The organism is Candidatus Corynebacterium faecigallinarum (assembly GCF_052264515.1).
Lineage (GTDB): Bacteria > Actinomycetota > Actinomycetes > Mycobacteriales > Mycobacteriaceae > Corynebacterium > Corynebacterium faecigallinarum.
In genome coordinates this window covers 63,851-87,985 of record NZ_JBQQOC010000007.1, presented here as the reverse complement: position 1 = coordinate 87,985, position 24,135 = coordinate 63,851, and the positions used below count along the sequence as shown (strand labels likewise).

General features: G+C 68.5%; 20 protein-coding genes. 7 read left to right on the top strand and 13 right to left on the bottom strand.

Going from position 1 to position 24,135, the window contains the following annotated elements; genetic code table 11:
• Positions 1-89: 89 nt before the first annotated feature.
• Positions 90-671, top strand: a complete 582-nt coding sequence (locus ACTXPP_RS05385) for a PPA1309 family protein (RefSeq protein WP_301496391.1) — start codon at positions 90-92, stop codon at positions 669-671.
• 60 nt (positions 672-731) lie between these two features.
• Here the strand turns inward: ACTXPP_RS05385 and ACTXPP_RS05380 are convergent, their stop codons facing one another.
• Positions 732-1,799 (bottom strand): YlbL family protein, encoded by a 1,068-nt coding sequence (locus ACTXPP_RS05380; protein ID WP_443341274.1) that lies wholly within the window; start codon positions 1,797-1,799, stop codon positions 732-734.
• A gap of 239 nt (positions 1,800-2,038) precedes the next feature.
• Between ACTXPP_RS05380 and ACTXPP_RS05375 the strand changes: the two genes are divergently transcribed.
• Positions 2,039-3,643: a zinc-dependent metalloprotease gene (locus tag ACTXPP_RS05375; RefSeq protein ID WP_301496393.1), complete on the top strand. Its 1,605-nt coding sequence runs from the start codon at positions 2,039-2,041 to the stop codon at positions 3,641-3,643.
• Between the two features lie 140 nt (positions 3,644-3,783).
• Here the strand turns inward: ACTXPP_RS05375 and ACTXPP_RS05370 are convergent, their stop codons facing one another.
• Positions 3,784-4,428 (bottom strand): M48 metallopeptidase family protein, encoded by a 645-nt coding sequence (locus ACTXPP_RS05370; RefSeq protein WP_367618751.1) that lies wholly within the window; start codon positions 4,426-4,428, stop codon positions 3,784-3,786.
• A gap of 94 nt (positions 4,429-4,522) precedes the next feature.
• Between ACTXPP_RS05370 and ACTXPP_RS05365 the strand changes: the two genes are divergently transcribed.
• Positions 4,523-5,452, top strand: coding sequence for a TOMM precursor leader peptide-binding protein (locus ACTXPP_RS05365; protein ID WP_301494746.1), 930 nt, complete (start codon positions 4,523-4,525; stop codon positions 5,450-5,452).
• On the opposite strand, the gene ACTXPP_RS05360 is transcribed toward ACTXPP_RS05365, so the two are convergent.
• From ACTXPP_RS05360 to ACTXPP_RS05330, 7 genes are all read right to left on the bottom strand, one after another.
• Positions 5,443-7,626 carry an ATP-dependent DNA helicase UvrD2 gene (locus tag ACTXPP_RS05360; protein ID WP_443341238.1) on the bottom strand — a complete coding sequence of 728 codons (2,184 nt, stop codon included), beginning with the start codon at positions 7,624-7,626 and terminating at the stop codon, positions 5,443-5,445. The genes ACTXPP_RS05365 and ACTXPP_RS05360 overlap by 10 nt on opposite strands.
• A complete protein-coding gene (locus tag ACTXPP_RS05355; RefSeq protein ID WP_443341236.1) occupies positions 7,623-8,735 on the bottom strand; it encodes a potassium channel family protein in 1,113 nt (370 codons plus the stop codon). Before ACTXPP_RS05355 ends, ACTXPP_RS05360 begins: the two co-directional genes overlap by 4 nt.
• Before the next feature lie 3 nt (positions 8,736-8,738).
• Positions 8,739-12,404, bottom strand: a complete 3,666-nt coding sequence (locus tag ACTXPP_RS05350) for an ATP-dependent helicase (protein ID WP_443341235.1) — start codon at positions 12,402-12,404, stop codon at positions 8,739-8,741.
• A complete protein-coding gene (locus ACTXPP_RS05345; protein ID WP_443341234.1) occupies positions 12,405-15,815 on the bottom strand; it encodes a UvrD-helicase domain-containing protein in 3,411 nt (1,136 codons plus the stop codon).
• 4 nt (positions 15,816-15,819) lie between these two features.
• A complete protein-coding gene (locus tag ACTXPP_RS05340; protein WP_301494756.1) occupies positions 15,820-16,773 on the bottom strand; it encodes a TIGR02569 family protein in 954 nt (317 codons plus the stop codon).
• 69 nt (positions 16,774-16,842) lie between these two features.
• Positions 16,843-17,892, bottom strand: a complete 1,050-nt coding sequence (locus ACTXPP_RS05335) for a DUF3152 domain-containing protein (protein ID WP_301525287.1) — start codon at positions 17,890-17,892, stop codon at positions 16,843-16,845.
• A gap of 11 nt (positions 17,893-17,903) precedes the next feature.
• A complete protein-coding gene (locus ACTXPP_RS05330) occupies positions 17,904-18,131 on the bottom strand; it encodes a DUF3107 domain-containing protein (RefSeq protein WP_301494760.1) in 228 nt (75 codons plus the stop codon).
• Between the two features lie 80 nt (positions 18,132-18,211).
• Between ACTXPP_RS05330 and ACTXPP_RS05325 the strand changes: the two genes are divergently transcribed.
• Complete coding sequence (locus ACTXPP_RS05325; RefSeq protein ID WP_301494762.1) at positions 18,212-19,564, top strand: DEAD/DEAH box helicase; 1,353 nt, start codon at positions 18,212-18,214, stop codon at positions 19,562-19,564.
• A complete protein-coding gene (locus tag ACTXPP_RS05320; protein ID WP_301494764.1) occupies positions 19,561-20,889 on the top strand; it encodes an Rv3212 family protein in 1,329 nt (442 codons plus the stop codon). The genes ACTXPP_RS05325 and ACTXPP_RS05320 overlap by 4 nt, the downstream gene beginning before the upstream one ends.
• Positions 20,890-20,925: 36 nt before the next feature.
• Here ACTXPP_RS05320 and ACTXPP_RS05315 read toward each other — a convergent pair whose 3' ends face one another.
• Positions 20,926-21,333, bottom strand: a complete 408-nt coding sequence (locus tag ACTXPP_RS05315) for a hypothetical protein (protein WP_301494766.1) — start codon at positions 21,331-21,333, stop codon at positions 20,926-20,928.
• A gap of 445 nt (positions 21,334-21,778) precedes the next feature.
• Here ACTXPP_RS05315 and ACTXPP_RS05310 point away from each other — a divergent pair, with 445 nt between their 5' ends.
• Positions 21,779-22,042 (top strand): WhiB family transcriptional regulator, encoded by a 264-nt coding sequence (locus tag ACTXPP_RS05310; protein WP_301494768.1) that lies wholly within the window; start codon positions 21,779-21,781, stop codon positions 22,040-22,042.
• A 138-nt stretch (positions 22,043-22,180) separates the two neighbouring features.
• Positions 22,181-22,255, top strand: coding sequence for a 50S ribosomal protein bL37 (locus tag ACTXPP_RS05305; protein WP_431832944.1), 75 nt, complete (start codon positions 22,181-22,183; stop codon positions 22,253-22,255).
• 81 nt (positions 22,256-22,336) lie between these two features.
• Here the strand turns inward: ACTXPP_RS05305 and rsrA are convergent, their stop codons facing one another.
• The 3 genes from rsrA to ACTXPP_RS05290 form a co-directional block, all read right to left on the bottom strand.
• Positions 22,337-22,669, bottom strand: coding sequence for a mycothiol system anti-sigma-R factor (gene rsrA, locus ACTXPP_RS05300; protein WP_301494770.1), 333 nt, complete (start codon positions 22,667-22,669; stop codon positions 22,337-22,339).
• A 12-nt stretch (positions 22,670-22,681) separates the two neighbouring features.
• Positions 22,682-23,305: a sigma-70 family RNA polymerase sigma factor gene (locus tag ACTXPP_RS05295; RefSeq protein WP_301494772.1), complete on the bottom strand. Its 624-nt coding sequence runs from the start codon at positions 23,303-23,305 to the stop codon at positions 22,682-22,684.
• A gap of 68 nt (positions 23,306-23,373) precedes the next feature.
• The gene (locus ACTXPP_RS05290; protein WP_443341231.1) at positions 23,374-24,129 is read right to left on the bottom strand and encodes an SOS response-associated peptidase; all 756 of its coding nucleotides are present in this window, start codon (positions 24,127-24,129) and stop codon (positions 23,374-23,376) included.
• Positions 24,130-24,135 lie beyond the last annotated feature (6 nt).

Sequence of the window (24,135 nt, the reverse complement as noted above, 5' to 3'; positions counted from 1 at the left end):
GGGTGCGGCCAGGGGTGCCCGGCGGCACGATTCTCACCGTCTAGACTACTGATCGCATCCGTCCGCCGTCATAGTGAGGTCCGCAGAAGATGAACGCCAGTAACTTCCAGTCCGACATCCGCCCGCTCAATGCCGCCCTGCGCGAGGCCGTCGACTTCGTCCACGCCGAGGGGTGGGACCGTCCCGCGACCCTGTTTGCGCTGGTCCCAGCGGAATTGGTGCAGGACGTCCTGGCCGCCGGCGATACCGGCGACGACTCGTCGGACGGTGACGGGACCGGGGCTGCCCCGTTGGCCCTGGTGGTGCAGGACGACCTGCCGGACCACCTGCGTCCCGGTTCCGACGAACTCGGCGACTACATCTCCACGGTGCGCTGGCCCGAGGTCGTCGTCGGCGCAGTGCTCGCCCAGGAGATCGTCTTCCGCAACTCCGCCGGTGGTGCAGACGGTACTGACGGCGCCGCCGGTGCCGCTGAGCCCCGCCAGGCGCGACTGTTCACCGGCGTGATCGACGGCGGGCCGGACCGCACCCTGCTGCAGCTGCGTCCCACCGAGGAGGAGCTTGACTCCGACCCCTTCGCCGAGGACAAGGTCGAGCTGCTCGGCGGGATGGAGGACGCTGAACTGGCCCCGGGGGTCACGGCAATGCTGCGCTACACCTTCGAAGACTGACCCCCCCCCCCCCGAGGACTGATCCCCGAGGACTGATCCCCGGGGACTGATCGCCGAGAACTAACCGCAGGTCGGCGCGTCCTCCCCATTGCTGTACGCCTCCAGGGCATCCACCGCACCCTCCAGGGAATCGACCTTCAACAGGTCGATGTCGCCGTCGTAGCTACGGCTGGTGGCCTCGGCACAGTTACCGTCGGGCACGAGGAAGACCTCGGCCCCGGCACCCTGGGCGGCGGCGATCTTGTGGCTGATGCCGCCGATCGACCCGACCGAGCCACTTGCGGAGATCGTGCCGGTGCCGGCGACGAACTTCCCGCCGGTCAGCTCGCCGGGCAAGAGCTTGTCCACCACCGCCAGGGAGAACATCAACCCGGCGCTGGGCCCGCCGATGTCCTTCAGGTTGTAGCGCACCTTCAGGTCGCCTGCCGGCTGGGCGACCATGGTGACGCCCAGGTAGGCGCCCTCGCTGGCCCCGGCGTCCTCGGCCGTGCCGGACGTCCCCTGCAACTCCTCCGGAACCTCCCCCAGGGTGACCTTCTCGGTCAGCTCCTCACTTCCCCGGTTCACGGTCAACTCCACCTCGTCGCCGGGAGAATACCCGGCGATGGTCTTCGTGACATCCGCCGGGACGGTGACCTCGGTGTCGTCGACGGCGGTGATGACGTCGTTCTCCCGCAGGATCCCGTCCGCCGGGGCCCCCTCGGACAGCTCGTAGACCGTGGTCTCCAACGGGCGGCCCAGGTGGGCCATCGCCGCGACCGTGGCATTGGACTCCGAGGCGGCGAAGGCCTGGGCGTTCCGCAGTGCGACCTCCTCCGGGGTGGAGTCCGAGGGGATGACCTGCTCCACCGGCACCAGGGTGTCGTCGGTGGCCAGCCAGCGGCGCATCGCCTCGGCCAGACTGAGTTTGGTGCGGACAGCCACCGTGGTCATGTTCAACTGCCCGGAAGTCTCCTCCAGGTCGGCCTGGGTCCCGGTGATGTCGACGACCGGGGTGCCGTTGACCTCACCCAGCGTGTCATAGGTCGGCCCCTCACCCTCCGCGGCATAGGGCACGCTCAGGTCAATGTCGGTACCCGGGACCGACGGCACCGCCAGTAGTGCAGCCAGGGCGATCACCGGGACCATGCCCACAGCGACGGTCTGTATCCGACGTCGCCCGGCAGTCGTCCGGGCGCGCCCGGACGCGGTGTCCTGTGACTCGTCTGCCGACCCAGACGAGGATCCTGACGAAGACTTCGGGGAGGTGCTGCGGAAACTCACCCCGCATACTCTACAGCCTGCACCCCGATACCCCGGGATACCTGTTCGCTGTGAGCGCACGGAACACGCTGGGGAGGCGGAGGTAACGCAGGTACGCTCGGGGCATGAGCAATTTCGGATTCGGTGTCAACGGTCCCGACGACGAGTCAGACGACGAGCGTCGCCGGCGGGACGACGAAAACGGGAACTCCGGAAACAACGACCCCTTCGGCTTCGGAGCCAACCCGTTCGGCTTCCTCTTCGGCGCGCCCGGTGCCGGAGGCCCCGGCGGCGCAGGTGGAGCTGGCGGTACGGGCGGCGCAGGTGGAGCCGGCGGTCAGGGCCCGGGACTCGGCGACATCCTCGGCCAGTTCGGCAACATGCTCGCCGGATTCGGGCGGGACATGAACTCGCCGGACGCCCAGGGCCCAGTGAACTACGCCATGGCTGAGCGCATCGCCCGCCAGCAGCTCACCGGTGCCGCCGCCAGAAAGCAGCCCGCGGCGAAGGACAGCCAGGCTGTCGCCGAGTCCGTCCGGCTGGTCGAACTGTGGCTGGATGAAGTCACCGTCCTGCCCGCTGGGGCGACCGGATCGGTGGCTTTCACCGGCTCCCAGTGGCTTGATGAGACTCTGCCGCGGTGGAAGCGCGTCATCAACCCGCTCGCCGAGAAGCTCGGTGCGGCGACGATGGACGGCCTGCCCGAGGAGATCCGTTCCCAGCTGGGGCCGATGTCCGGCATTTTCAGCCAGATCAACGGCATGAACTTCGGTATGCAGCTGGGCCGCACCCTCGGCCAGCTCGCCGGCACGGTCGCCATGTCCACCCAGTGGGGGATCCCCCTGGCCGATGGGTCCGTGGCGGCGGTGAACACCTCCCAGCTCGATGAGCTGTCGAAGAAACTGGGGGCGGAGCGCCGGGAGACGCTGATCTACCTCGCCGCCCGCGAGGCCGCACACCTGCGACTGTTCCAGCACGTCCCGTGGCTCGTCGAACGGGTCATCCTCGACGTCGAGGAGTTCGCCACCGGCCTGAGCCTGGACAACTCCGCGATGGAGGAGGCCAGCCAGAACTTCAACCCGGAGATGCTGGGCGACCCGGAGAAGATGCAGGAGATGATGTCCCAGCTGCAGGACTCCGACCTGTCTCCGACCGTCGTCTCCTCGACCGACCACGCACGCATCCGTCTGGAGACCAGCCTGTCGCTGATCGAGGGCTGGGTCGACCTGGTCGTCGGCGAGGCACTGGGCGACCGGCTGCCCGTCGCCGCCAGCATCGGTGCCGCCTGGTCGATGTACCGCGACAAGGACCAGCCGGGGATGGATGCCCTGGTCAAGGCCGTGGGCATCAGCCTGTCCGCACCGAAGGCCTCGGAGGCCGCCGAGTTGTGGCGTCGACTGACCGTGGCGGTCGGCATCGAGCGTCGTGACGAGGTGTGGAACCACCCCGACTTCCTCCCGGTGGACGCCGACCTGGATGCCCCGGCCGAGTTCATCGACTCGGTGCTGGCCTCGATGGAGGACTCCGCCAGCTTCGACCCGATCAGCGAGATCGAGAAGCTGGAGCGCGAACTCAACAAGGGCTTCGATGGACCCGGTGAGGGCGCCTCGACCGAGGACGACAGCGATGCCGAGGATTCCGACGACGCCGACAGCAGCGGCGACGACTCGGACACCAACGGCGACAGCGGTGACAACGGCGACGACGGAGCGTCCAACTCCGACAAGTAGCCGGCAGCGGCGGCAACTGGACAATCCATCACACCTCCGCCGCCGCGAACTCTCGACCCGCAGGTCTATGACCTGCGGGTCTTAGCATATGGGAATCACCCGAGGTGTGATGGATTCCGGATCCACGGCACGGAAGCGGTTCAGTCGACCTCGGTCGGGTCGATGCCCGGCTCGCCGCCCGGGCCGGAACCTGTACCGGCCCCGTCCCCCGAAGCATCACCGTCCCCGCCGCCGATCCCCCAGCGTCCGTACGCCTCCAGGTAGCCGGACGCCCGGTCCACCCGCGGCGCCCGGTCCGCCCACTCATGGAATTCCGCACCGTGATCGGGGATCCAGGTGTGCACCAACTCGTGGATGATCACAGAGTCGAGCACATAGCCGGGGACCTCCTTGAGCCGGTCGGAGATCCGTATCCGACCGGTCGCCACCGAACAGCTCGCCCACCGTCGCGTCATATTCGACACCCACCGCACACTCTGGAACTCCGCCCGCCCCTCCAGGTACTTGTCGTTGAGTTCCGCAGCACGCAGCAGCAGGTCATCGTCCGACTCCTGCCCGGCGGCCACGTTGTTCTTCCGTCTGACCCGGTCGACCAGGTCGCTGGTGGAGCGCCGCAAGGTCTTGGCGTCCATCGACATCGGTGCCAGGACAACCACCCTGCCGCGCTCCATGCGTCCGGCGATGGTGCGCTCGCGGCGGGCGGAGAGACGAATCTCGACATCGGGGGCGAAATCATCCACGACTTCGAGCTGCGCCCGGGTCGGGGTCGTCCGCCGTCCTGCCATGATTCACCTTCCCGTCGGTTTCTCTCCGCTACACTGTCAAGGGACCGTGCCCGTCGGGGCACCGGGCACAGGGGCCAGTCAAGGGGGATTTTACATGAACGGGACGAGTCCCGGGGCCATCATGGACACCTGCATCGGCGCTGGCAGTGTCGCCGGCATCGACGCCGACACCCGGGTTACGCTGCGCGAAGCCACCGCCCTGATCCTCCGCCCGCCGGACCATCTCCAGTTCGGCACGATCCCCGGCCAGAGCCTGGTCCTCCCGCTGCCCGAACGTGCCTCACCTGCCCAGGTGATGCTGGTGTTCCGCGAGGCCCGACGTCCGGTGACCTGCTCCTTCCTGGTGACCCGCCTGGGCCATTGCGGGATCGCCCCAGCCCACGCGCGTGGCATCCTTGCCGAACTGCAGCGCACCGGGCTGCTGACCGTCCTACCGCAGCCACTGCCGGTCCACGTCACCGGGCCCGGAGCACCGTCAAGCACCCTGGTCCAGGCGCTGATGCGCCGCGGGATCGCCGCAGAACCCATCGTTCCGGGTTCCGCGGCGTTCGGACGCCTCACCCCTGCCGGGCTGGTGGTCCTCGCCGGCCAGCTCTTCCCTCCGCCGGATGTGACCTACCGGTTGATGGAACGCGGGGTGACCCACCTGCCCTGTGCCGTGGTGGACGGTCGGGTGATCGTGGGCCCGGTGGTCAATCCCGGGGTGACACCCTGCCTGAGCTGTGCGGATATCGCCTATCAGGAGTTGGATGCCGACTGGCGGATGGTACGGGCCCAGAGCTGCACCAGCGTGCCGGCCACCAGCGCGGTGTCCAATGAGCTGGCGGCGACCGTGGTCACCGGGGTGGTGCACGAGATGCTGTCGGCCGGACGCCCCTTCCCCACTGAGCTGCCACCGGAGGCGTTGAGTCGTCGGATGTTCGATCCGAGAACACTGAGCCTGGAGTCCTGGACCCCGATGGCCGACCCGGACTGTCCGGCCTGCGCCGGTGCCCGGCAGGCCCGCGGGCTGACTCAGGTGTAGTTGTTCACGATGCCGAGGATGTCGTCGCCGAACTGCTCCACCTTCACCGGACCGATGCCGGGGACCTGCACCAGTTCCTGCTCGGTGGCGGGTTTGCGGTGACACACCCCGCGCAGTGTGGCGTCACTGATCACCACGTAGGCCGGCACCCCGCGGGACTTGGCGGTGGTGTTGCGCCATTCCCGAAGCTCGGTGACCAGGGTCTGGTCGACATCCCCGGCATGGGCCTCGCACACCCCCAGGATGCGGTGTTCCGGGGTGGTCAGGCGGGTGCCGCACATCGCGCAGGCGTCCTTGTCCTTCGGCGCCCCCTGTCTCCCGCGGTGGGACGCTCCGGCGCCCGACGTCGCTTCCGCGGCACGCTGTGCATCGCGCTCAGCCTCCCACGGCACCAGTCCGTCAAGGAAGCGGGTCCGTCGCCTGGTCGCCTTACCGCCGGGCTGGCGCGCCTGTGACCAGGACAGGTGCAGATTCTCCCGGGCTCGGGTCACACCGACGTACAGCAGCCGGCGTTCCTCTTCGATGGCGTCCACGGAATGCGACCCCTTCAGGGCATGACGGATGGGGAGGGTTCCGTCGACGAGCCCGATGAGGAACACAGCGTCCCACTCCAGACCCTTGGCGGCGTGGATGCTGGCCAGGGTGACACCCTGCATCCGCGGCGGATTCTTCGACTCGGACCGTTCACGCAGCAGGACGAGAAGTCCGGCGAGATCCAGTTGCGGGTTCGTGGTGGCCAGTTCGCTGGCCAGGTCAACCAGGGCGCTGAGCGACTGCCACCGTTGCCGTTCCTGGGCGCCGGTGGGTTCCACCGATGTCAGACCGACCGGTTGCAGCGCCGCCTTCACCTGGGCGACGAGGCTGGCGGCCGGGGCCCCGGCATCCACACCGTCACCATCCTCTCCACCGCTTGCGCCACTGCGGGCACGGATCCGGCGCGCCGCCTGACCCAGTGCCTGGATCCCCTGCCGGATCTCCGCACGGTGGAAGAACCCTTCCCCGCCCTTGACCTGGTAGGCGATCCCGGCCTGGTCGAGGGCGTACTCGAAGGCCGCCGACTGGGCGTTGATCCGGTACAGCACCGCGATCTCCGCGGGGGCCACACCCTGCCGGATCAGCTCGGCGATGCACTGGGCGACGTCGGCTGCCTCGGCGGTCTCGTCCGGGTACTCGGTGAACTCCGGGTCCGGCCCGGCAGGACGCTGTCCTTCCAGGGTCAACCGGGTACCCGCGGCACGTCCGGTGGCCCGGCTGATCACGTTGTTCGCCAACTCCACCACCTGCGGGGTCGAGCGGTAGTCCCGGAACAGCCGGACGGTGGTGGCTTCGGGGAACCGGCTGGAGAACCGGAGCAGGTGGTCGGGGGTCGCCCCGTTGAAGGAATAGATGGTCTGGTTGGCGTCGCCGACGACGGTGAGGTCGTCGCGGTCGCCGAGCCAGGCGTCCAGCAGCCGCTGCTGCAGCGGGGTGACGTCCTGGTACTCGTCGACGACGAAGGTGCGGTAGCGCGAGCGGAACTCGTCGGCGACCCCGACATTGGTCTCCAGCAGCCCGGCCATGGACTCCAGCAGGTCATCGAAGTCGAGCAGGGCGCGTTCCGGGGTGACCTTGGCCTTCTCGTAGCCCTCGAAGATCCTCACGAACTGGGCCGGGTCCACCGGGCAGTCCCGACGGTCCGGTCCGATGTGCGAGGGGTAGTCCACCGGGGAAATCAACGAGGCCTTCGCCCACTCGATCTCGCCGAGCAGATCGGAGAGCAGCGTCTTGTCCGGTTCGGTGCCGGTCGCCCGGGTGACACGCGCGACCAGGGGGAACTTGGAGTCCAGCAGTTCCCAGGGGGTGTCGCCGACGACCTTGGGCCAGAAGTAGCGCAACTGCTGCATTGCTGCGGCGTGGAAGGTCTTCGCCTGCACCCGGGCGACACCCATCATGGTGAGCCGTTCGCGCAGTTCGGCGGCGGCACGGTTGGTGAAGGTCACTGCCAGCACGTGGTCGGGGTTGACGAATCCGCCGGAGACCAGATGGGCGATCCGGTGGGTGATCGTACGGGTTTTACCGGTGCCGGCACCGGCGATGATGCTGACCGGCCCCCGCGGTGCCGTCGCTGCCCCGAGCTGCTCAGGATCCAGGGCATCCAGGTTGAGCTGGGTGAGTCGTCCGCTGCCCGGGGTCACTTCGATGCTGTCCCTTCAGAGTTGTTGGCGGTATGGCCGGTGGTGTCGCCGGCGGAGTGGTCGGCAGGGTGATCAGCGGGGTGGTCGGAGCCCCCGCGGATGTAGAGCAACCGGTCACCGGGCTCCACCGTCTCCGCCTCCACCGAGTCCACCCGGTAGAGCTCACCGGAGCGCACCACGCCGAGGACGATGTCTTCGAGGTTGCGGGGGTTGCCACCGACCTCATCCTCCCCGACCAGACGTTCTGCGATGGAGAAGCCCTCGTCCGGACTGATCAGGTCCTCCATCATGCCGGTCACCGACGGGCTGACCGTGGCCAGCCCGAGCATCCGCCCGGCGGTCTCCGAGGACACCACCACCGAGTCCGCACCGGACTGCCGCAGCAGGTGCGCATTGTCCGACTCTCTCACCGAGGCCACGATCGTCGCGCTCGGGGCGATCTCACGGACCGACAGGGTGATCAGCACCGCGGTGTCGTCTTGGTTCGGTGCCACCACGACCGCTTTCGCCCGGGTCACCCCGGCGAGTTTGAGCACCTCCGAGGACGTCGCCGGCCCCTGCACGCTGACCAGTCCCCGCGATGAGGCGTGGGCAAGGGCATCGGCGTCGGTGTCGATGACGACGATCTGGGACGGTGGCAGGCCGTCGGCGAGAAGGGCGGTGGTTGCCGCCCGTCCCTTGGTGCCGAATCCGACCACGACGGTGTGGTTGCGCATGTGTTTTCTCCAACGACGGATCTGCAGGGTCTTGCGTGACTCCTCGGTCAGCACCGACAGGGTGGTGCTGACCAGCAGGATCAGGAAGATGACCCGCATCGGGGTGATGACGAGGACGTTGATCAGCCGGGCCTGCTGGGTGACCGGGGCGATGTCGCCGTAGCCGGTGGTCGACAGGGACACCGCCGAGTAGTAGACGGCGTCGAGGAACGTCGTCACCCCGGTGTAGCCGTCCCGGTCGAGGTAGACCACCAGGGCCGCGACCAGGAGCAGGGTCATCGCGTACAGCACCCGGCGGCTGATCAGCCACCATGGACTGACCGGTGCACTGGCCGGGATGTTGACGATGTTCAGCAGTGCCCGCGGCGGCAGTGCGTCAAGGCCGTCACGCATCGCTCACCCTCCTTCCTCGCGGCCGGTACCGGTAGCGGCGTTTCCGCCGTTGTCGGTATCGGGGCCGGTGTGTGTGCCGACGGACGTCAACATGGTCTCCAGTTCACCGGCCGTGGGCAGATCCCGCGGCTCGTAGGTCTCGTTGAGACCAACATAGTGGAATGCGGCGCGGACCCCGTCCGGGTCCACCCTACGACCCAGTCGCGTACCGATGACCTGCGCCCAGGCCAGGCGGTACACCGCCAGCTGCATCTCCGCAGCCGCGAGTTCCGGTCCGGTGGGCCGCCGCCCGGTCTTCCAGTCCACCACTGTCCACCCGGTGGTCGGGTCGTCGCCGTCGTGGAAGACCGCGTCGATGCGCCCCTCGAAAACCTGTCCGGCCAAGGTTACCGAATAGGATCCCTCGATGCTGGCCGGGGTGCGGTGGGCCCAGGTGCTCTCGAGGAATCGTTGTTTGAGTTGCTCCAGGGCGGGGTCGGTCAGGGTGGCGTCCGCGGCACCGGGCAGATCGTCCTCGTCGAAGAGGGTGACGGTGCCGTAGTGGCGTTCGACCCAGTTGTGGAAGGCGGTGCCGCGCTTGGTGTACGGCCGGGGTTCCAGGGGGACGGGGCGCCGACGTCGCCGGGCGAACTCCTCGGGGTTACGTTGCATCGCCACCGCCTCGGTCGCGGTGAGTCGTGCGCCCACCGGCACGGTGACCTCGGGGACGGATTCGGCGGTGAGCTCGTCGATGAGCAGCCGGGTCTCCTGGGCCCATTGGGCGGCGACGGTACCGGTATCAATCCCAGTCACACCGGCACCAGCAGCGTCAGCAGTATCAGTAACGTCAGCAAATGCCGTGTCCATTCGCCCGCGGACCAGTTCCATGCCGCGTGCAACTCCATCGACGTGGTAGTCGGGATGGGCAGGGTCGGTGAGGGTCGGCCGCGGCCAGACGGCGGTGGGATTCTCCGGGAACTGCCGCTCATAATCCGTGACCAGGTCGTTGCGTGCCGCCGGGTTCTCCGGCACCATCACCGCGTCCTCCCGGTGGTGCGGGCCTTTCTCCAGGCGTGCCAGTTCCTTCTTCGAGTACACCATGCCCAGGTCGGACCAGGTCACGACCGACTCCGGGGACACCGATTCGAGCCGGTCCCGCATCAGGGTCAACGCCACCGAAGGGTCCAGCGGGGTGCGGGCGTCGTTGTTGAACGCCGCTCCGCTGACCAGCAGCACCTCTTCGCTGCGGGTGGCGGCGACGTAAAACAGCCGGTCGTCCTCCTTCGCGGCATGCTGTCCCAGCGCAACGGTGAAGGCCTCCTGCGCCTCGACCACTCCCCGACGGTCGATGACCCCGGACAGGTCGAGCACCGGAGCCCCGGTCATGTCCTCGAGGTCGAGCGGGTCGCGGGCGTCACCGCGCAGGCCTGAGGGCAGCACCTTGCCGGTTGTCGTCCAGGACGTCGTCGTAGGACGCTTGACTGCATCGGAGTAGGTCTTTCGGGTGGCGTGCGGCACCGCGACGATGCCCCATTCCAGTCCCTTGGCTTTATGGACGGTGAGCAGTTGGACGCAGTCGGTCCGGACCTCGGTCTCCCCGGGCTCCAGCCCCTTCTCCCGCTCCGCGGCAGACCGCAGGTAGTCCACCAGTGCCGAAGGGGTTGCCGCACTCAGGTCGGCGAAGGACCGGACGACCTCGGCGAACTTGTCGAGGTGGCTGGCCCCGATGGACCGGCGGGAGTCGCGGTGGTACCGGGTGAGCACCTCGGTACGCACCCCGGTCATCTTCTCGATGTCGGCGACCAGGTCGGTCAGCGGTTTCGACGCGGAGTACCGACGCAGGTAGCGAAGTTCACGTGCCAGTTCGGTCAGCCGCTGCACCCCGGCGGTGGACATGCCGAAGTCGGCCATGCCCCGCAGGTCGGCCAGTGCCTCGGCGAGTCCGACGGGTACCCGGGTGGCCTCGCGGTCGATCTCGGCGAGCCGGCGGCGCACCGTCGCCAGCGGGTCGGAGTCACCCTCGTGTGGGGCGACCACGGCACTGAGCCCGGTCAGTTCCGCATCGTCCTCGTGACTGTCGGCAGCAGTGTCGGCGGTGTCACCACCGGCGATATCGGCAGCTTCGGCACCGGTCGCTCTTCCCCGGCGCGACAGTTGGTCGACCCGTCGGGCCAGGGCCTGCAGGTCGGACGCCCCGATGTTCCAGCGCACCCCGGTGAGCAGCCGGAGCATGGCGATATCGTCGCTGGGGTCGACCACCACCCGCAGGGTGGCGAAGACGTCGGCGACTTCGGGGACGTCCAACAGTCCGGGCCCGGCGGTCATCTCCACCGGCACGTCGCGAGCCACCAGCAGGTCGTGGATCGGTTGCGCCTCGGCATTCTTACGGATCAGCACCGCCGCGGAGAACGGGGTGCTGGTGTCCCGGGCGTGGTAGCGGGCCGCCAGGTCATCGGCGAGCCACTCCAGTTCCTGCTCCCGGGTGTCGAACCAGCCGACCTTGACCTCGCCACTACCGGCGCCGGGGCGTGAGGTCAGCGGTGAGACCAGTGGGGTATCGGTGTCCATCGACCACCGTGACACCGTATTCGCCATGTCCAGGACCCTGGCGGGGTTGCGCCAGGACGTGGTCAGTTCCAGGGTCGGTGCCGTACCGTCCTGCGTGGGGAAGTCACTGGTGAAGTGGGTGAGATTGGCTGCGGTCGCACCACGGAAGCCGTAGATCGACTGCATCGGGTCACCCACCGCCGTCACCGTGAGCTGCGGGTCCTGTCCGTCGCCGAAGAGGTTGCGCAGCAGGATCCGCTGGGCGTGCCCGGTGTCCTGGTATTCGTCGAGCATCACCACCCGGAACCGGCGGCGTTGACTCTGGCCGACCCGGGGGTGGGCGTCGACCAGCTGGGCGGCCTTCGACATCTGCTGGCCGAAGGTCATCAGGTTCCGGTCACTGAGCCGGCGGCGGTAGGCGTGGACCAGCTCCAGGAGTTCACGGCGGTAGGTCAGCGCCCCGGTGAACTTCTCGAGGGCGGCGTCCACGGTCTTGAGGACCTTGCCGTCACGGTCGGGCAGTCCGTCGATCTCGGCGGCGGTCGCCGCACACTCTGCCTCGACCTCGTCGACGGTGACCAGGTGGTTGTCCATCTCGTCGTTGAGGTCCAGCATGTCGTCGATGATGTAGGGCAGCGACCGGTTGGTGCTGAACCCGGTCGGCCAGTCGAGGGTGACGTCCCGGGCGATCATCCAGCGTTCGGTGTCGGAGATGATGCGTCCGGCGGGTTCCATCGGCAGCAACAGCCCGTATTCGCCGACGACGGTGCCGGCGTAGGCGTCGTAGGTGGAGACGGTGGGCACGATATTGCGCAATGCCTCGTGGCGCGGGTCATCGGAGGGCAGGTCGTCCAGGATGCCGGAGTCCGCCAGGGTCTGCAGCCTGGCGCGGATGCGCAGCCCCAGTTCCCGGGCGGCCTTACGGGTGAAGGTCAGACCCAGGATCTGTTCCGGGGTGGCCAGTCCGTTGGCCACCAGCCAGACCACGCGGGCGGCCATCGTCTCGGTCTTGCCGGCACCAGCGCCGGCGACCACGAGGGTCGGGCCGGACGGGGCGCCGATCACCGCGGCCTGTTGTGCCGTGGGGCCGAAGGGCTGCCCCAGGAGGGAGGACAGGTCGGTGGGGCTGATCAGGGATACCATCTAGACCACCTGCTCCCCGGCGCGGCAGGCGGGGCACAGGCAGGCACGCCCGGTGCCCTCACAGTCCCTGGTGGTCGCCCGGTAGATCGGTCCGGCGATCCGGTCGGCGGCCGATACCGCGAACTCCCGGAGTTCCGCCAACTGTTCCTCGGTCAGGGTCGGCTGCTGCAGCACGGTGATCGAGGCAGCGACGCGGCGTGGGTAGACCAGCATGGCCCCGTCCGGCAGCCACGGTGTCGCGGCGGGCGTCCTGTCATCGGCGTTGTCCTGGGCGGCGACGAGCAGCTGGTAGGCCTTCAGCTGCGCACTGTCGGCGGCCTCCTTCTTCGTCTTGGGGGTCTTGCCGGTCTTGAAGTCGATGACCAGGGCATGACCGTCGGGGTCGATCTCCAGCCGGTCGGTCCGTCCGGCGAGCACCACCGGCAGTCCGTCGGGGGTCTCGCCGATGGTGGCCTCCAGTTTCCGTTCGACCTCGACGGTGCGTCCGGATGCGGCGGCGGCGGTGTCGCGCTCACCGATCCAGTCGTCGAGCCGGTCGACCGCCTCGAGGCAGCTGTCCAGCAGTGGCCCGGCGGTCCAGGCGGGTCCGTCCACGAGATGCGGCACGGAGTCGGTGACGATGTCGTGTGCCTCCTCCCGGGTAAATCCGGCGGCGAATCCTTCGGCCACGGCGTGGATCAGCACGCCGACCTTCATCGCCTCGGTTGATGCCCCTCCGGTCAGGCCGATAAGGAAGTTCACTGCGTCGCAGCCGTCGTCGTCCATGCTCTCCAGGGTGGTGGGGCTGATGCGCACGACCGTCCCCGCGGCCAGGCTGGTTGCGGACGCCTCGGCGGTACCCCACCAGTGGTCGGGGTCGGCGCCGTAGACGCCGGCGGCCGCGAGGTGGGCCAGGTTGGACGCCGCGGCGTCGCGTTCATGACCGGGTCGGTGGGGGTCGCACACCGCGTCGCGGAGTTCTGCGACGAGCGGCTCCAGGGCCAGGACCCGGGGTAGCGCGGGGGTCTGGGTGACCGGGACGCGGCGGGGATCATTCTCCTCGGCAGGGTCAGCACCGTCAGCACCGTCAGCAGAGTCAGCAGGGTCACCGGTCATCTCACCCGTGATCTCAGCGAGGAACCGGGAGGGCACACTCATGTCGTCGCCGCTGGCGTCCACCGCGGTGACCAGGGTGCGCCGGGTCGCCCGGGAGATCGCCAGCAGAAACAGCCGGCGTTCCTCCGCCAATGCCGCAGCCGCCCGCGACACCGGGATCTCCGGACTGATCCCCCGGTCCACCCAGTCGACGAGTTCCTGTTGACCGAACAGGCCACCGACGGTGGGACCAGCCGGCCAGCTGTCCTCCTGCACCCCGGCGACGACCACGACCTGCCACTGCCGTCCGGCTGCGGCATGCGCCGGGAGGATCTCCACGGCATCCGGCCGGGTACCGCGACGGTCACGGCCACCGGTGGGCAGTTCCTGGGCCCGGACCTCGTCAAGAAAGGTCTCCAGCGTGGCCGAGGGGGTGCGTTCGACCACGTCACCGGCAAGGTCGAAGAGGCTCATCACCGCGTCGAGGTCACGGTCGGCCTGGGATCCGAGGGTGCCGCCGCGCAAGGCCTGGCGCTGCAGTGAGTTCGACAGGTCCGCCGCCTGCCACACAGCCCACAGCACCTCCTCCACCGGGGAGGTCACCGTCGCATCGCCGAGCGCGCTGCGCCCGGCGTCCAGCACGTGGGTGAGCCGGTCGATGACGGTCTGCTCCCGAGGTCCGAACCGCCTGCTCCAGGCCTCGGCCTGGGCTGGGTCGGCTCGGCCGGTGACCATCAGCGTCACCGCCTCCATCGCCCGCATCCCGGTGCCTGCGAGTACCGGGGCGATCGCCCGCTCGACCCGGCGCAACATCACCGGGTCTGCCCCACCCACGGGGCTCTCCACCAGCCGCTGCATCTCCGCAGGCTCCAGGGGGCGCACCAGTGCGTCCAGGGCCAGCAGCAGCACGTTGACCAACGGCTGCTCGGCGAGCACCACGCTGGTCTGGTCGACGGTGACCGGGACCCCGTGGGACAGCAGCGTGCGCCGCAGTGCCGGGATGGCACCGGTGGACCGGACGATCACCGCGATGTCGTCCCAGGGGACGTTCTCGCTGACGTGGGCACGCCGCACCTCGTCGGTGACGGCGAGATGGTCGGCCGTCGTCGACGGCGAGTGCCGGACCTGCAGAGCTTCGGCACCGGGACCATTCGCAGCGCCTGCAGATTCAGCAGCATCTCCACCCGGGCGCAGTGCCACCCGGGTCGGCGCGGCGGGCAAGCGGGACTCCAGGTCGTTGACGGCCGTGACCAGGGTGTCCGGCAGCCGGTGGGAGACCGACAGCACAACCCGCTGGTCCGGTTCGGCGGCGATCCGGCTGAGGAACTCCTCGTCGGCGCCTCGGAAATGGAAGACACACTGGTCCGGGTCCCCGGCCACGAGGGTCCGGACGCCGGGCCGGATGAACCGGGAGAGGAACGCCCCGGCCGCCGGGTCGAGGTTGTGGGCGTCGTCCACCAGCAGCAGCCGGATCCGGGAGGACTGGTGCTCCAGCACCGCCGGTGCCTGGTCCAGGGCGTCGAGGGTGACGTGCAGCAGCTCGGAGGCATTGAGGTTCTGCGAGCGCGACAGCGCCTGGATCTGGTGGTACTCCCGCAGGAACTCCCCGGCACCGACCCACATGGCCTCGTCATGCTGCCGCCCCAGAGAGCACAGTTCATCCGGCCCGATACCGCGCTCGGCGGCGCGGAGCAGCAGGTCACGCAACTGTCGGGCGAATCCGACCAGGGGCAGCGCCGGACGCATGTCCTCCGGCCAGGCACCCGTGCCGTCCTCGGCGTGGCCGCGCAACAGTGCGCGTATCTGCATGTCGTGCTCGGCGCCGGTCATCAACCGTGGCAGGGCGACGGTGTCGTCCTGCTGTGCCTGGGCGACCGCCCGGAGCATGACGAAGGCCCAGGAGTGCACCGACCGCACCGGGGTGGCGGTGGCCGCGTAGTTCGGTTCAGTGCGCAGCACTGCCATGAGCTGCTCACGCAGTGACGTCGCCGCCTCCTTGGAGGGGGTCACCACCATGATCTCCTCGGCCCTGCCACCAGCCCGCAGGTAGTCGACCATGGTGTCCACCAGCAGAGAGGACTTGCCGGTGCCCGGGCCGCCGAGCACCGCGTAGGGGCGCTCCAGGCTGATCCGCTGATCGCCCCGGACCAGCGCCCCGGCCAGTCCGTCCCAGTGCCGGTGCGGCATCTCGCCGGAGGTCTCGTCGACACCGGCGAGCCGGACGGTGACATCCCCGGCCGATCCGATCCGGCGACGCAGTTCGTCGTCGGCGCGGGCCTGCTCACGGCTACGGTCGGTGGACTGCCCTGCCCCGGGCTCCACCTGTTCCCCTACCATCAGTTCACACCCCGACCCGTGCGGCGACGACGTCGCTGACCCGGGAGATGCCGCTCCACGCGCTCGGCGAGGAGTCCGGCAACACCGCATGCACGAACAGGCGGTACATCACCGCGCGCAGCAGCAGTTGGTCGAAATCGGGAAGGTGGCTCCACCGCTGGATCAACCCGTCCTCGGCATTCGCCCAGGCGATCGCGTCCACCACCAGCAGCGCCACCGACCAGCCGGCCGGTCGCCAGGCCGGCACCAGGTCCACGATCGCCGGGTCGGCGTAGCCGTCGTAGATGGTGCACCCCAGCACGTCACCGTGCACCAGCTGGTCGGCTGCAGCGACCTCGGTGCGCAGCAACATCAGTCCGGTCGCCTTCTCCATCGCCGCAGCGACATCGTCGCGGGGCACCTCGGCAAGGTCCATCACCGGGGCCAGCAACTCAGTGGGGTCATCGGCCCAGGCCGCGGCCTCGGCGACGGCGAACAGGGCGGTCTCGCTGAGTTCGCCGACTCCCCCGCCACCGGCAGACCCGGTGGCCCCGGCGGCGGCGACAACCGCGGACGTGTCGAGGAACGCCGGGCGCCGACGCGCCGCATCCACCTTCGCCAGTGCCTCATTGAACCGCAGTGCACTGGCCGCCGTCTCGTCGAATCTCGGGGCACGGTGCCCGGAGAGGAAGCCACGCGCGGTCCATCCACCCAGGGTGTAACGCCCGTCGGTGGAGCGCAGCGGGCGGGCCACCGACACCCCGGAGGGGCGGACCTGGTCCATCACCTGCGCCGTCCAGGTCGCGCGCGCCCGGTCGTCCGACGGGATCAGCACGGCCTGGTCACACCGCCACCCTTCACCCCACGCCTCACCGAGGGCGACCGGGGCGGCGTGGGAGACCTGGAAACCTGCCCGGATCGCCGTCTGCGGTTCTTCTGCGGAGCGGTCGGTGGAGTGGTTCGTCGTCGTGTCTGACATGGCTCACACTCTAACCCCGACCTCGGACAGCAAACTGCAACAGTGTCTCAGGGCAGTCGAACATGCAGGTCAGTCCCGCACATCCACCGCCTCACCCTCGCTACGTCCGTGCGGGAAGGGCCAGGCGTTCGGCCGGCAGGTGTTGTTCGCCGCCGAGCCGCCGTACTCTGCCCCGGCATCCAGGTCCTCGAGGTCACCGTTGTTCAGGCTCAGGGTCTGCTGCATCATCAGCGGGGCCAACGCCCCGTCCTCCGGACACGGCTGGTGGACGGCGAATCCGATGCCGTGCCCGATCTCGTGGTTGAGGACGTACTGGCGGTAGCCACCGAGGTCACCCTCGAAGCTGCCCGATCCACGGACCCACCGGGCGAGGTTGATGATCACCCGGCCAGCCCCGGCCTCTCCCTCGTCATCGGGCCCCTGGATGAAGCAGCTGGTCTCCCGGTCGATCGTCCCACCGCACAGCTGTACCGTGGTCTCCGGGCTGGCCAGGCGCACCCGCAGGTCCGGGGTGTCCTGGGAGCGCACGCTGATGTGTTCGAAGGCGTAGTCTCCGGTGGACACCCACGACCGTGGGTCGCCGAGGACGGCGTCCACCGTGGCGGAGAAGGCGTCCCCACCACCGAAGGAGGAGCCGTTGACCCCGTCCTCCAGCTCCACGACGTAGGTGTAGGTTTCGTCGCCGAGTCCATCGACGTCGCCGGCGGTGGCACCGGCGGTGCCGACACCGTGGAACGTTCCGTCACCGGAGCTGCTGAACTCGCCGCCGGCAGGTAACTCGCCGACGTCGGTGGCAGGGGCGGTGCCGGGAACCGGCCCGGCGGACTCCGACGAGTCGCCCCCGTCCCCACCGTTCGCAGCTGACCCTGACGCCGACGACGCCGACGACACAGCATCATCGCCACCGGATCCTCCGCCACTGTTCACGGCCAGTTCGATGACCACACCGATGGTCGTCAGCGCCACCAGGACGCCGGACACCCCGATCCACCGGTTCCGACGCTGCCGACGTTCCCGTTCCCGAGCATGGCGCTCGCGGTAGTCCGCCCGGCGCTCCAGCTCCGACGAAGGGAGGGTGAAGCGCTCCCGGCGGACCGGCTCGCGTCCCGGATCAGTCACGTTGCCGTCGCTCAGATGAAGCCCACGGGACGGGACGCCGACGAGCCCACCTCGACATAGGCGACCTGGTCACGGACGATGACGTACACCGAACCCTTGTTGTCCTTGAGGGACAGGGTGTTTTTGGCGTTGTCTCCGGCGAGCAGTTCCTCGACCTGCGCTGCCACCGCTTCCTGCTCTTCGCTACTGGTGATGACCAGATCGCGCGGGTTGTTGACGAAACCGACCTTGATGTCCATGTTGCGGTGTCTTTCCCTCTCACATTGCCTTGGCTGTAACGTGGACCATCATAGCGTTGACGTAGCAGCAGGAAGGGAAGGTGCCCGTGGAGCGACCCACGTTCCGTGATCTCGGTGTGGCCGTCGAGATCGCCGAGGCTCTCGAATCGGACGGACGGGGCCGGGCCTTCGCCATCCAGGAACGCGCCCTGCCCCTGGCGCTGGTCGGCAAGGACCTCATCGGTCAGGCCCGCACCGGCATGGGCAAGACCCTGGGGTTCGGTGTCCCGCTGCTCGACCGGGTCTTCGACGACGCCGGGGTCGCCGAGTTGGACGGCACGGTCCGTGGCCTGGTGGTCGTCCCCACCCGCGAGCTGTGTCTCCAGGTCGCGGAAGACCTTGCCGAAGCGTCCCGCAACCTCCGCGTCGGTGACCGCCCGTTCGTGGTCACCACGATCTACGGCGGGGTGCCCTTCGAGTCGCAGATCACCGCGATCGACGCCGGCGCCGATGTCGTCATCGGTACCCCTGGCCGCCTGCTGGATCTGTCGAGGCAGGGGCATCTCGACCTCTCCCACGTCGAGATCCTCGTGCTCGACGAGGCCGACGAGATGCTGGACCAGGGATTCCTCGAGGACGTCCAGGCGATCATGAAGCAGACCGCGCAGCCGCGGCAGACGATGCTGTTCTCCGCCACCATGCCCGGACCGATCGTGGCGTTGACCCGGGAGTTCATGAACCGGCCGGTGCTGATCCGTGCGGATTCCGAGTCGGCGCAGGCCACGCACACCACCACCAGGCAGATTGTCTTCCAGTCCCACAAGCTCGACCGGATGAGTGTGCTCGCCCGCATCCTGCAGACCCCGGGTCGGGGACGCACGATCGTCTTCGCCCGCACCAAACGGCAGGCGGCGATCATCGCCGGTGATCTCGCCGAGCTGGGGTTCGCCGTCGGCGCGGTACACGGCGACATGCGGCAGAAGGACCGCGAGAAGTCCCTCGCCGCCTTCCGGGAGGGGACGGTGGACGTCATGGTCGCCACCGATGTCGCCGCCCGCGGCATCGACGTCGAGGACGTCACCCATGTCATCAACTACCAGGTGCCGGAGGACGACAAGACCTATGTCCACCGGATCGGACGCACCGGCCGGGCCGGACGTTCGGGCATCGCGGTGACACTGGTCGGTTGGGACGAGGTCACCCGTTGGTCGGCGATCGACGACACCCTGGACCTGGGCAAGGGAGAGCCGCCACGGTGGTTCTCCGGATCACCGGAGTTCCTCGATGAGTTCAGCCTGTCCGGGGACGTCGCCGACCGGGTCGGTGCGCCGCGTGACGTCCAGGGTTCAGCGTCGGCGACCGCACCGGCCCGCCGGGACCGGCAGGCACAGCACGGCCGGAAGGATCGTCCGGACCGGCAGGGCCGTCCGGAGCGTGGCAAGGGGCGCCGTTGACCGGTCGTCGTCGGTGGGCACCTGCCGAACAGCGCTCCCGCTCCGACCTGATGGTGGCCGCGGCCATCGCCGTCGTGGTGCTGCTCATCGTCGCCGGGACGTGGTTCTTCTCCGATTCGCGGTCCACCAGCCACGAGACTGCCGGGGCTGGTGACGCCATCGCACCCGGTGTCTCCGATGCCCCGGTCCCGGAGTCACTGACAGAGATCTGGCGGGCCGAGTCCGAACCCTCGGACACCGGCGAGCCGGTCACCGTGGAGGGGGCCGCCATCGTCCGCGACGGTAACCGGATCGCAGGACTGGACACCTCCGACGGTTCCGAGGTGTGGAGTTACAGCCGTGACCGCGAACTGTGCGGGATGACCGCCAACTGGCGTCGGGTCATCGCGGTGTACCACGGGCCGAAGGGTTGTGGGGACGCCACCAGTCTCGATGCCGCCACCGGGCGTTACCATGACACCCGTTCCGCCCTGACCTCCGACGACGTCCGGATGTTCCGTTCCCTCGACAGTGTCGGGGTGTTGAGCACCGAGCGGGTGGAGTTGTGGCGCAGTGATCTGGTACGCACCGTGGAGCTTGGCCATGTCGAGTCCCCGGTGAATGTGGACGCCCAGCCCCTCGACGGCTGCCAGTTCAGTTCTGCCCAGGCCCGTAAACAGCTGTTGGCGGTGGTGACCGACTGCGGACGCGAGGACGGCAAGCGCACCGTCAGCCTGCAGAAGGCGGTCCCGGAGGAGTCCGGTGAGCCGGAGGAGACCCACGAGTTCACCGTCCCGGCGGACGCCGAGCTGGTCGGGGTCGCCGAGGAGGCGGCGGTGATCTACGTCCACGGCTCCGGGACCAGGGCCCGCGATGCCGAGGACTTCCAGGGCAGCCGGTTCCAGGTGCTGCACACCGACGGCGGGTTCGGGCAGCACCCGGCGGACCCCAGTTCGACGATGGCGGCACGGGCCAACGGAGGAAACGGGGGAAACGAGGCCAACGGGGCCAGTAAGCCCTCCACCACGTCCGGATCACTTTTCCTGCCGGAGACCGGGGACCTGCCACACCACATGACCTGGTTCGACGGAGAGCGTCTGATCGGCTTCGGCCCCACCACGCTGGATCCACGGTTCAGTGTCCCGGCGATCGGCACCGGGGCGGCGTTGGACGACCGGCTCCTGGTGCCGGTGTCGGACGGGGTCGCGGTGGTCGACTGGTCCGATGGGACGGTCGACCGGGTCATCCCGGTGGACCGTGGCGGGTGGGCCGGCCCGGTACACCTGCGGGTGCAGGGTGAGGTCGTTATCGAGCAGCGGGGCGGGACGATGGTGGGCCTGAACTGACCGGCAGGCCCTGGGCAAATCCCCTGGGCAGCGTTCTCAGCGAAGATGCCGCTGGGCCGACCAGTCCACCGCATCGTGGTTGAACAACAGGCCCAGCCCGACGATGCCGACCAACGCAGTAGGAATGCCGGCCTGAATATTCCCCGACGAGAACATGAACACCGACACCAGCACCAGGATCAGCTGGAGCATGGCCACCGGTCCGCGGCCCCACCGGCGCCCCTGGGACAGGAACCACCCGGCGAGGGCCACAACCCCACCGAAGAAGAGGAACCAGATCCCTGTCGCGACCCCGTTGAGCCCGGGCGTGTCGACCCCCTGCAGGTCCCGCACGATCATCGCCACTCCAGTGCCGAAGCCCACCAATCCCTCGGCCAGTCCCAGCCGTCCTGCCCAGCGCACGCTCGGTGGCAGCACCAGCGCTCTTCCGTCGTCTCCATTCATGGTCCCGAGTCTACTGGGCGCCACCGACCATCGGCCCCGTCCCGGCACTGTCACGGCCCCGACCCTGCACCGTCACGGCCCCTCACCTCCGACGACCCTCCGTTAACCCACCCTTACCTTTCAGGCCAAATCAAATGAGTGTGATGTTCCCCACTCTTTGCCGTGCACCCCTAGCGAAGCCCCCCGCGGTCGTGCCACACTGAGTCACGTAACAGAGAGAGGGACACGAGGTTACATCCCGGTTAACACCGAAACCATTCCCGTCATCTCTGCCCTGGGCAACACCGTCCCGCCACCTCCTACTGCGATGGCTCAACGGGTCTGCCTCACCCCACACCGACGACTCCGGACCACCTTCACGGCCCACGGGCGTGACTTTCCCGCGCCCCAAGGAACCTGGTCCGGACACCACACTGCGTACACAGCGTTGAAGGAGAAGATCACGATGGACTGGCGTCACAAGGCAATCTGCCGTTCCGAAGACCCCGAGCTTTTCTTCCCGGTCGGCAACTCCGGCCCGGCACTGGCCCAGATCGCCAAGGCGAAGCTGGTGTGCAACAAGTGCCCCGTAACCAACTCCTGCCTCGCCTGGGCCAACGAGTCCGGCCAGGATGCCGGCGTCTGGGGCGGCATGAGCGAGGACGAGCGCCGCGCCCTGAAGCGTCGCAACAACCGCGGCCGCACCCGCACCCGGGTCGCCACCGCGTAACAGTTCCAGAAGTTCCCGCAGGGTCCACACCCCGAGGCTGAGTTCCTGTCCTGCGCACACTGCACACGGTGATTTCGCCCAGTGCACCCCTCCCGTTATCCTTGAACGGTTATCCGTTCCACCTATAGAGGAGCCATCATGAGCAAGCGTGGCCGTAAGCGCAAGGACCGCCGCAAGAAGAAGGCGAACCACGGCAAGCGTCCCAACGCTTAAGCGTTGTTCGACTGCCAGACAGGGCCCGCCCCGGGGATTTTCCCGGTGCGGGCCCTGTCTTCGTATTCAGCGCCCTTGCAGTCAGCCTTCGGTGTAGCGCACCGTCGTGGAGCGCACCGACGTCACCGACGTTGACCCGTCGGACGCATGCAGCGCGGTGACGATCCTGCCCCGCAACTCCGCAGGGGCGGATTCCCCGCACCGGGCCCGCAGCAACTGACGGACCTGCTGCTCAATGCCCAGCGCCTCCAGGCATGACGGGCATTCCTCAACATGCGACTCGAGGTTGGCCCGCGCCTGGCGGTACTCTGCTCCCTCGCAGTCCCCGGACTTCACGTCGATGTACTCGTAGAGGACCTCGACGAGTTCCTCGCACTTGCTGTGTTCTGGTGTCCCACTGGTGTTCTCAGTCATCGTGATGTTCCTCTAGATCTTCCCCGCCGGACGCTTCGAGCGCTCCTCGGTGCTGATCCCGTGTTCGGCGGCGACGTCCTTCAGCTTCGCGCGCAACTGCTTGCGCCCCCGGTGCAGACGGCTCATCACCGTGCCGATCGGAGTGTCCATGATCTCGGCGATCTCCTTGTAGGGCAGCTGTTCGACATCGGCGTAGTAGACCACCATGCGGTAGTCGTCGGACAGGCCCATCAGCGCGTCCTGGATACGGGTGTCCGGGATCCGCTGCAGGGCCTCGATCTCCGCGGACCTCAGCCCGGTGGAGTCATGGGACGCCGAATCGGCCAGCTGCCAGTCGGTGACCGTCTCATCGGAGGTCTCCTTCGGTCGTCGCTGAGCCTTGCGGTACTGGTTGATGTAGGTGTTTGTCAGGATGCGGTACATCCACGCCTTCAGGTTCGTGCCGGGTTTGTACGACCCGAACGCCTGGTACGCCTTCATGTAGGCGTCCTGAACCAGATCCTGGGCGTCAGCCGGGTTACGGGTCATCCGCAGGGCCGCGCCGTAGAGCTGGTCCAGGAGCGGCAGCGCATCGCGTTCGAAGCGTTCGAGCAGTTGCTCGTCGCTGTCGTCGCTGCGCTTCACGTGGTCGTTCATGTGCTCCTTTCGGCCACCGGTGTCAACGCCACCGGGGGTGACTTTGTTCCCGCCAGTGTAGTCGGACTCTAGTCAGACACACCGTCGATGAGCCCGGCGTCATTGTTGGCGACGTTTCCGACCCGACGGTCGACCTCGCGGGTGGCGAGCATATCCAGCACGTCCCCGCCCGGGGTGGACGCCGCCAGTGTGCGGCGGTCGTCGTCGGTACCGGACAGCCACGCGTGCACTTCAGCGGCACCGACGGCACTGATGTCGCCGTCGGTGTCGGGGCCGGCGATACCGGCGATCCCGAGCACCCGTGGCATGCGGTCATGCAGCCAGCCCAACGGCCCGGCGGAGGCGGTGGTGATGATCGTGGCGTCCAATCCCTCGCCCTCCCGCGCAGGACGGCACAGTCCGGCGACGACCAGCAGTCCGGGGCCGGTGACCAGGTAGGGACGCTTCTCATGCCACTCATACCAACCGTCCATGACGAACAGGCACGGCTGGGATCCCCGGAAACTCGGCTTGTCGAAGACGCTCTCCCCACGGGCGTTGAACAGCACCAGCCCCTTCTTCCACGGCGCCGGGTAACCCCATGAGGCCGGCCCCAGGGTCAGTGCCGGGTCTCCGTCATCGCCGTCATCCCCGGCCTGTCCGGCCTGCACGAACTCGCGCACCACCGGCACGGTGTGGGTCGGCGCGATGTTCCAGTTGGCTGTCGGTCCCCCACCGACCACGCCGATGCGCCCCCGGCCGTCACCACCGCGCAGGCGCGTCATGGCTCCGACGCCACTGACGATGGTTTCGGTGGAGCTGAACATGACGTATCGTCCGCACATATGACC